9 protein-coding genes are annotated in these 6,666 nt (G+C 63.1%); 3 read left to right on the top strand and 6 right to left on the bottom strand.

All coding sequences use genetic code 11. The features are described 5' to 3' along the window. The 5 genes from ACEQXV_RS17240 to ACEQXV_RS17220 form a co-directional block, all read right to left on the bottom strand. A partial coding sequence (locus tag ACEQXV_RS17240; RefSeq protein ID WP_370270189.1) for a 5'-3' exonuclease H3TH domain-containing protein occupies positions 1 to 940 on the bottom strand: 940 nt, incomplete at its 3' end. Between the two features lie 62 nt (positions 941 to 1,002). Further along, a complete protein-coding gene (locus ACEQXV_RS17235; protein WP_370254312.1) occupies positions 1,003 to 1,674 on the bottom strand; it encodes a hemolysin III family protein in 672 nt (223 codons plus the stop codon). A 72-nt stretch (positions 1,675 to 1,746) separates the two neighbouring features. Further along, positions 1,747 to 1,932: a zinc-finger domain-containing protein gene (locus tag ACEQXV_RS17230; protein ID WP_370254313.1), complete on the bottom strand. Its 186-nt coding sequence runs from the start codon at positions 1,930 to 1,932 to the stop codon at positions 1,747 to 1,749. A 92-nt stretch (positions 1,933 to 2,024) separates the two neighbouring features. Then, the gene (locus ACEQXV_RS17225) at positions 2,025 to 2,408 is read right to left on the bottom strand and encodes an HIT domain-containing protein (protein ID WP_370254314.1); all 384 of its coding nucleotides are present in this window, start codon (positions 2,406 to 2,408) and stop codon (positions 2,025 to 2,027) included. An 11-nt stretch (positions 2,409 to 2,419) separates the two neighbouring features. Further along, positions 2,420 to 3,997: a DUF5928 domain-containing protein gene (locus tag ACEQXV_RS17220; protein ID WP_370254316.1), complete on the bottom strand. Its 1,578-nt coding sequence runs from the start codon at positions 3,995 to 3,997 to the stop codon at positions 2,420 to 2,422. Between the two features lie 133 nt (positions 3,998 to 4,130). Between ACEQXV_RS17220 and ACEQXV_RS17215 the strand changes: the two genes are divergently transcribed. From ACEQXV_RS17215 to ACEQXV_RS17205, 3 genes are all read left to right on the top strand, one after another. Further along, positions 4,131 to 4,949 (top strand): sulfotransferase family protein, encoded by an 819-nt coding sequence (locus ACEQXV_RS17215; protein WP_370254317.1) that lies wholly within the window; start codon positions 4,131 to 4,133, stop codon positions 4,947 to 4,949. Then, on the top strand, positions 4,930 to 5,628 hold the full coding sequence (locus tag ACEQXV_RS17210) for a hypothetical protein (RefSeq protein ID WP_370254318.1): 699 nt from the start codon (positions 4,930 to 4,932) through the stop codon (positions 5,626 to 5,628). The genes ACEQXV_RS17215 and ACEQXV_RS17210 overlap by 20 nt, the downstream gene beginning before the upstream one ends. Before the next feature lie 75 nt (positions 5,629 to 5,703). Beyond that, positions 5,704 to 6,123, top strand: coding sequence for an OsmC family protein (locus tag ACEQXV_RS17205; protein ID WP_370254320.1), 420 nt, complete (start codon positions 5,704 to 5,706; stop codon positions 6,121 to 6,123). A gap of 93 nt (positions 6,124 to 6,216) precedes the next feature. Here the strand turns inward: ACEQXV_RS17205 and ACEQXV_RS17200 are convergent. After that, the coding region (locus ACEQXV_RS17200) for an adenosine kinase (protein ID WP_370270187.1) at positions 6,217 to 6,666 on the bottom strand (450 nt) is incomplete at its 5' end.

Genomic DNA, 6,666 nt, shown 5'->3' with positions numbered 1-6,666 from the left:
GGGCGTCTTCGCTGGCGGCCATGGCAGCGGGTTCGGGGATCTCGGGCGCCTCCAGCCCAAGTTGCGTAGCGATCCGCTTGGTCAGCGTGCGGAATTCCATCTGGGCGAGGAAGTCGAGCAGGGCCTGCGGTTCGGGAGCCCGCAATTCCCGATCGTCGAGCGTGACGTCCATCGGCACATGATCATCCAGCGTCACCAGCTGTTTCGACAGGCGGATCTGGTCGGCGAACTCGATCAGCGTCTGACGCCGCTTGGGCTGCTTGATCTCGTCGGCACGCGCCAGCAGGCTTTCTAGATCGCCATATTCATTGATCAGAAGGGCCGCCGTCTTGACCCCGATCCCGGGCGCGCCGGGCACGTTGTCGACGCTGTCCCCCGCCAGCGACTGAACATCGACCACGCGTTCCGGCCCGACGCCGAACTTGGCCTCCACCCCGTCGCGATCAATCCGGTTGTTCTTCATCGCGTCGAGCATTTCCACGCCGCCGCCCACGAGCTGCATCAGGTCCTTGTCGGAACTGATGATCGTGCAGCGCCCCCCGGCCTCGCGCGCCTGGCGGGCCAGCGTGGCGATGATGTCATCGGCTTCGTAGTTTTCCTGCTCAAGACAGGCGATGTTGAAGGCGCGCGTGGCCTCGCGTGTCAGCGGAAACTGCGGCACCAGGTCTTCGGGCGCGGGCGGACGATTGGCCTTGTAAAGATCGTAGAGATCGTTTCGGAACGTCTTGCCGGAATGGTCGAACACCACCGCCACGTGGGTCGGCGCATCGGGGCCCTTGTTGTCCTCGATCTGCTTGAACAGCATGTTGCAAAAGCCCGAGACGGCCCCGATCGGCAGCCCATCGGACTTTCGCGTCAAGGGCGGCAGCGCATGATAGGCGCGGAAGATGAAGGCAGAGCCGTCCACCAGATGCAGATGATGCCCTTTGCCGAATGCCATGTCCCGCCCTCTTCGTTGACTCGCGGTCTTTGTGTAGCGCGGGGGCGCGGCTTTGGCGAGGGTCAGGCGGGGCTTGCCGCGTGCAGGAAGATCGCCACGAAGAACAGCACCGAGGCGGTGACGACGAAACCGTGCCAGATGGTGTTGTGAAACCTGAGCCGGTGGAGCAGCAGGAAGGCCGACCCGGCGGAATAGAGCACCCCGCCCACCACCATCAGCACCTTGACCGGGGTCGAGACCACGGCCAGCAGATCCCAGCCCCCGACGACCACAGCCCACCCCATGCCAAGGCAGATCAGGACCGAAACCCAGGTGGCGCGGTTGCGGACCAGGAAACTGGCAGCCGTGGCAAGCACCGCCGCCACCCAGACAATCGCAAGGATCACCAGGCCCCTGCCCGACAGCAGGGCAAAGGGCGTATAGGTGCCCGCGATCTTGAGATAGATCGCCGAATGATCGACCCGGCGCAGAAGGTCGTGCCAGTCGGGCGCAGGCAGGTGGTTGTAAATCAGCGAGGATGTGAGCATCGCGATCAGCGTCGTGCCATAGACCGACACGCCCAATGTCCCGATCAGCCCGTTCTGCCACATCGCGGTAAGCGTGATCAGCACCGGCACCGCGCCAAGGGCCAGCACAAGCCCGGCCATGTGCACGACGGCGTCACTGACCAGCTCGGCCCGGCTGTAGGGCCGGCCCGCATGGGGCACAGGGTGGGTTTGGATGGGTGCGCTCATACCTCCAAGGTAGGCGCGCCCGGGTCCTCCACAAAGCTTGACCTTTGGTCAAAGGGCCGCGATCGGCGGAGATCAGCCTTCGGACTTGGCCGCGACCGAGGCGTGGACGAATTTCTTGTCGCAATAGCCGCACTCGACCTCGCCGCTCTCGCGATCCAGAGACAGCCAGACGCGCGGGTGCCCAAGTGCGCCCTCGCCGCCGTCACAGGCCACGCGCCAGCTGGTCACTACTTCGGTTTCGGGGGCTTCGATGGTCATGGCTCGCGATCCTTCGCATCAATCGGGGGCTTGCAACGGCATGACATATGGCAAATCGGCCCGCCCCCGGCAAGGCCGATCCGCTGCCCGCGTCAGTCCGCCTTCTTCACCATGCGGCCCAGGGGACGGCCGCTGAGGATATGAAGATGGTAGTGCGGCACTTCCTGCACCCCGGTTTCGCCCGCGTTCGAGATCACGCGGTAGCCCTCGCCGCCATCGCCGGGACGAATGCCCAGCATCCTGCACACCTCGCCCACGGCCCGGGTGAAATCGGCGATCTCGGCATCCGAGGCCTCGGCGGCGAAATGGTCATAGGTCACATAGGGGCCCTTCGGGATCACCAGCACATGATGCGGCGTCTGCGGGGCGATGTCGTTGAAGGCCAGCGTGTGCTCGGTCTCCAGCACGGTGCTGTTGGGGATCTCGCCGCGCAGGATACGCGCGAAGATATTCTGGTCGTCATAGGCGTAGGCCATCCGGGCGCTCCTCAGTCGTCGAACAGGTAGGGTGTATCGGCGATTTCGCGGGCGGCGTCCATGTCGAGATCGAAGAACTCGGCCAGCACGGCGGCGTTTTCGTCGCGGTTGCGATCCTGGTGTATGCGGAAATGGTTGCCGAACCCCGCCTCGCGGATGCGCGCCCCTTCGTATTCGAAGTCATGGCGCAGCGTGGGCAGAAGTTGCGCCACCACCTCGGGCGGAGTTTCCTCGCGCGCAAGGCCCACCCGGTGGGCGTGGCCGATCAGGTAATCGTCATCGAAGGTGCACTGGATTTCCAGGATGCGATTGTTCGACTTGTCGGACATGAAATCGCGCATCAGGTCGACATTGTTGGGATCGAGACAGATCATCAGCCGGTCCACCCCGTAATAGTCGAACAGAAGCCGCATCACCGCACGACGGTGGCGGTTGCGTTTTTCAAGCGTGCGCTCCAGCCCGCCCAGGTGGGGGATGTCGCAGCTGGCTTCGTCGAACATGTATTCCAACCCGCGCGTCTGCGTGACCCGGCGCGCGGTGGCCAGCAGGCGCTTGGCCACGTGCCATTTCTTGCACACGATCATCATCAGCTCGCGTTCCTGGCCAAGCGTGCTTTCGCTTTCCCAGAAGCGCGGCGCGAAGCGGCGTCCGATCCGGCCCCGGCCCGAGAGGAATTCAAAGAGCTTCTTTCCCTCGCCCGAGACCGCGAAATCGCGTCGGTCCGAGGCCCAGAGCTCCCCCAGCCTTTCCTTCAACTCGGTGGATTCGGGGCTGATCTTGCGCGCGAACAGGAAGTCCTGGCTGAGCAGCAGGTCGAAATGGTCGTTATAGAAGGTCACCGGCATTCCATAGTCGGTGAACATCAGGAAGGTCAGCGTTCGCGTCTCGATCTCTCGTTCGGCCACGACATGCCGCACCAAGGTCTGGAAGAAGGTTTCGTCCGGGATCCAGGTGGTGCGGAAGAAGCGGATCACGTCGGGGCGCTGGCGGCAGAAGTCGAGCACCTTCTCGATCGTGGACCTGCGCAGGCACCACCACTGGCTTCCGATCATGATCTGCAAGTCGCCCGGAATCGCCCGTTCCAGCCCGAACCGCCGCTGCAGGTCCATGAGCCAATAAAACAGCTTCTTGTGCTTGCGCTCGTTCACCAGGTGGCGGTAGATCAGCCGCTCGCCCCGCATGCCGGTCTTGATCCAGCCCGATGTGAAGAAATCGAAGCTTTCGATATAGTCCTTGTCTTCGCGATCCAGGAACTCGTGGGCATAGGTCGCCGACTTGATCGAGTTGCAGTCGCCCGACAGCATGTAGAAATGGGTTGCGTCGGGAAAGGCTTCGACCGCGGCCTCGACGGCGCTGAGCGTGGCCTGCACCAGGCTCCATTCCCCCCACCCGCACTTGATACGCTTGCGGGCAAAGGTCACGCCCGGATTGTCGGCCAGACCATCGCGAATGCGGGCAAAGCTTTCAGCCCCGGCACGCGCGTCGAAATGGATCGAGATGCAGTCCCCCGCAGCCGTCAGGCGACGCGCCTGCAGGATGATCGCCTCGGGGTCCTTGTGGCACAAAAGGATGAAGGCAATTTTTGCCATACGTGAAACAGAGGCCTCAAACTTTCCTTATTGTTGTGCCATTACTGTCTAACAGCGTGTAAAGACAGACTAGAGTTTCAAAAAGACCGGATCAATCTGAAGATCTGGCACAGGAAATTGGAGGCAAGGCGGTATGGGTTTCCCCGGAACATGGATGACGACCAGCGAAAGCGTCGTCTATCGGGTGGTGCCGAAATGTGCCTGCTCGACCATCGGGCAGATCATGTATTACTCGGACAATGGCGTGTTTTTCGATGGCGATATTCATGATGCCAAGGACGGTATGCACAAGTGGGCCTTCGACGACTCTCAGCCCCTTATCGAGTCGAATGTGCGCGACCACAAGAGCTATGCCTTCACCTGTGTTCGCAACCCCTACACCCGTATCCTGTCGAGCTTTTTCGACAAGATCTGCGGCATCCAGCGAAACGGCAAACGCTACCGGGGCAACCTGGTGCCGCTCCTGATCCAGAAATACGGGATCGAGGTGGGCGGCGATGACGGCAAGGGCGAGTTCGACCAGATTGCCAGCTTCCGCCGCTTCCTGCTTTTTGCCCGCGACACCATCCGCTGGCGCCGCCCGATGGACCCCGACATCCACTGGTCTGCCATGTCGGGCCATATCTCGACCTTCATCGTCAACGGCGGGCGTTACGACAACATCTTCTGGACCGAGAAGTTCAACGACGGGATGCAGAGCGTCCTGGACAATATCGAGATGACCCACCCGGTGAAGCTGGAAGAGGTGCCCCGGTTCAACGAGTCCGAGGGACACGGGCCCAAACGCGCGCACCCGGTCGAAGACTATTTCGACGACCTGTCGATGCACCTGGTCTACGAGATCTACAAGAAGGACTTCCAACTCTTCAAATACGATTTCGAGAACCCGGCCAACAAGATGCCCACTGGCGAGATCGACCTGGATGAGGTGCATGCGAAGCTGGGGGATTAAGGCAGGTCTGGCGACGCTTGTGCTGGCCGCCTGTCCCGTTTCGGCGACCCCGCCGCGAACCCTTGCCATCGAGGACCGGCTCTTCGCGCGCAATGCCGATACACTGTTTCTCTTGCGGCGCAGCGTGGACAATCACGGGCTGCACGGCGTGGCCCAGACCGACACGCTGATGATCTTTCGCAGCCTTGACGGCGGTGACGACCGCGGCTTTCGCGCGGTCGCGCGGGTGGTGGACAGTGGCCCGGGCAGTAGCCCTCGCGCCGAAACCTTGCCCCTGGCCGCGCCCTTGAACCCTTATTCCGTCTACGGTGACTTCGAAGCCTGGCCGCTCGATCGCCCCATGCGTTGGAACCCTGAGGACGTCACACTGGATGATACGGGCCTTTCCCTTGCGGGGCATGACGCCCGCTATGTCCTGCCGCTCGCCGGGGTGGCGGCCCGTATCGAAGACACGCTGAGCGCCAGTCAGCAGCTTCTGCCAGCGCACCGTATTGGCGGCGGCAGCATCGGGTCGCACCCCTTCGATCCGGCTGGCTTCGACATCCTGGCCGACTGCGCGCCAAGCTCGGCCCTGCCGCTCAATGATCTGCCCGAGGACCCGGCGCTTGTCGAACTGACCTGTGCCGACGAGGACGGGCTGGCGCGGGCGGTTTTGTGGCTGGTGGTGCCCCGGGCCTGAGAGCGCAACAAGGGCGGTTGGCCCCCCGCCCGCTCTGCGCTAAGAGCGGCCGAAATCTTTCACGGGAGCGACCACATGAAAGCACGCGTCAAATGGGCCGAGAACCGGACCTTCATCGGCACCTCCGGCACCGGGCATAAATTCGTCTTCGGCACCAAGGAAGAGGACGGCAGCACGCCGGGCCCCAGCCCGATGGAGCTGGTGCTGATCGGCACCGGGGGCTGTTCGGCCTATGACGTGGTGTCGATCCTCGAAAAGGGGCGCGAGCCGGTCGAGGACGTGGTGGTCGAGCTGGATGCCGATCGCGCGGACGCGACGCCCGCCGTTTTCACCCGCATTCACATGCATTTCATCGTGAAGGGACGCGGCGTGAACCCGGCGAAAGTGGAGCGTGCGATACAGCTGTCGGTCGAGAAATACTGCTCGGCCTCGGCCATGATGGCCAAGACCGCCGATGTCACACACGATTTCGAAGTGGTGGATACGGGCGCGTAAGCGGCGCGCCGCCCGGAACGGGCATGCATGCCCGTTCCCCCCGCGCCCCGTCCCCGGGGCGCAACGCCCTTGCGTTGACGCAAGGGCCCCCGCCTAGATCAGCCCCTGTTCCGCAAACACGACCTTGAGCGGTCGCTTGGGACGCGGACCGATATGGCCGATCACCTCGGCAGCGGCGGCCACGCCCATCAGGCCACAGGTCTTGAGGTCGCGCCCGGTGGCCAGACCGAAGATAAAGCCTGCGGCGAACTGGTCGCCCGCCCCGGTGGCGTCCACAGGCGTCACTTCTGTCACCGGCACGTGAATTTCCGCGTCATCGGCGCGGATCACTACGGGATGGCCCGAGCGTGTGCAGATAACCAGCGGACAGACCATCGCCGCTTCCTGCAGGGCCGTGGCAAGGTCCTTGGTTTCGTAAAGCGAGAGCCACTCTTCCTCGTTGCCGAACACGAAATCCATTTCGTCCTCGATCAACTGCTTGAAGCTTTCGCGGTGCCGGTCGACGCAGAACGGATCGGACAGCGTCAGCCCGGCCTGCCCGCC

The organism is Nioella sp. (genome assembly GCF_964229645.1).
Taxonomy (GTDB): domain Bacteria; phylum Pseudomonadota; class Alphaproteobacteria; order Rhodobacterales; family Rhodobacteraceae; genus Nioella.
This window is presented reverse-complemented; position numbering and strand designations above follow the sequence as displayed.

Excerpts from the sequence above, each read along its gene's own strand:
- ACEQXV_RS17215 (WP_370254317.1), top strand. The coding sequence starts at position 4,131 with ATGGGTTTCCCCGGAACATGGATGACGACCAGCGAAAGCGTCGTCTAT.
- ACEQXV_RS17220 (WP_370254316.1), bottom strand. The coding sequence starts at position 3,997 with ATGGCAAAAATTGCCTTCATCCTTTTGTGCCACAAGGACCCCGAGGCG.
- ACEQXV_RS17230 (WP_370254313.1), bottom strand. The coding sequence starts at position 1,932 with ATGACCATCGAAGCCCCCGAAACCGAAGTAGTGACCAGCTGGCGCGTG.
- ACEQXV_RS17205 (WP_370254320.1), top strand. The coding sequence starts at position 5,704 with ATGAAAGCACGCGTCAAATGGGCCGAGAACCGGACCTTCATCGGCACC.
- ACEQXV_RS17225 (WP_370254314.1), bottom strand. The coding sequence starts at position 2,408 with ATGGCCTACGCCTATGACGACCAGAATATCTTCGCGCGTATCCTGCGC.
- ACEQXV_RS17235 (WP_370254312.1), bottom strand. The coding sequence starts at position 1,674 with ATGAGCGCACCCATCCAAACCCACCCTGTGCCCCATGCGGGCCGGCCC.
- ACEQXV_RS17210 (WP_370254318.1), top strand. The coding sequence starts at position 4,930 with ATGCGAAGCTGGGGGATTAAGGCAGGTCTGGCGACGCTTGTGCTGGCC.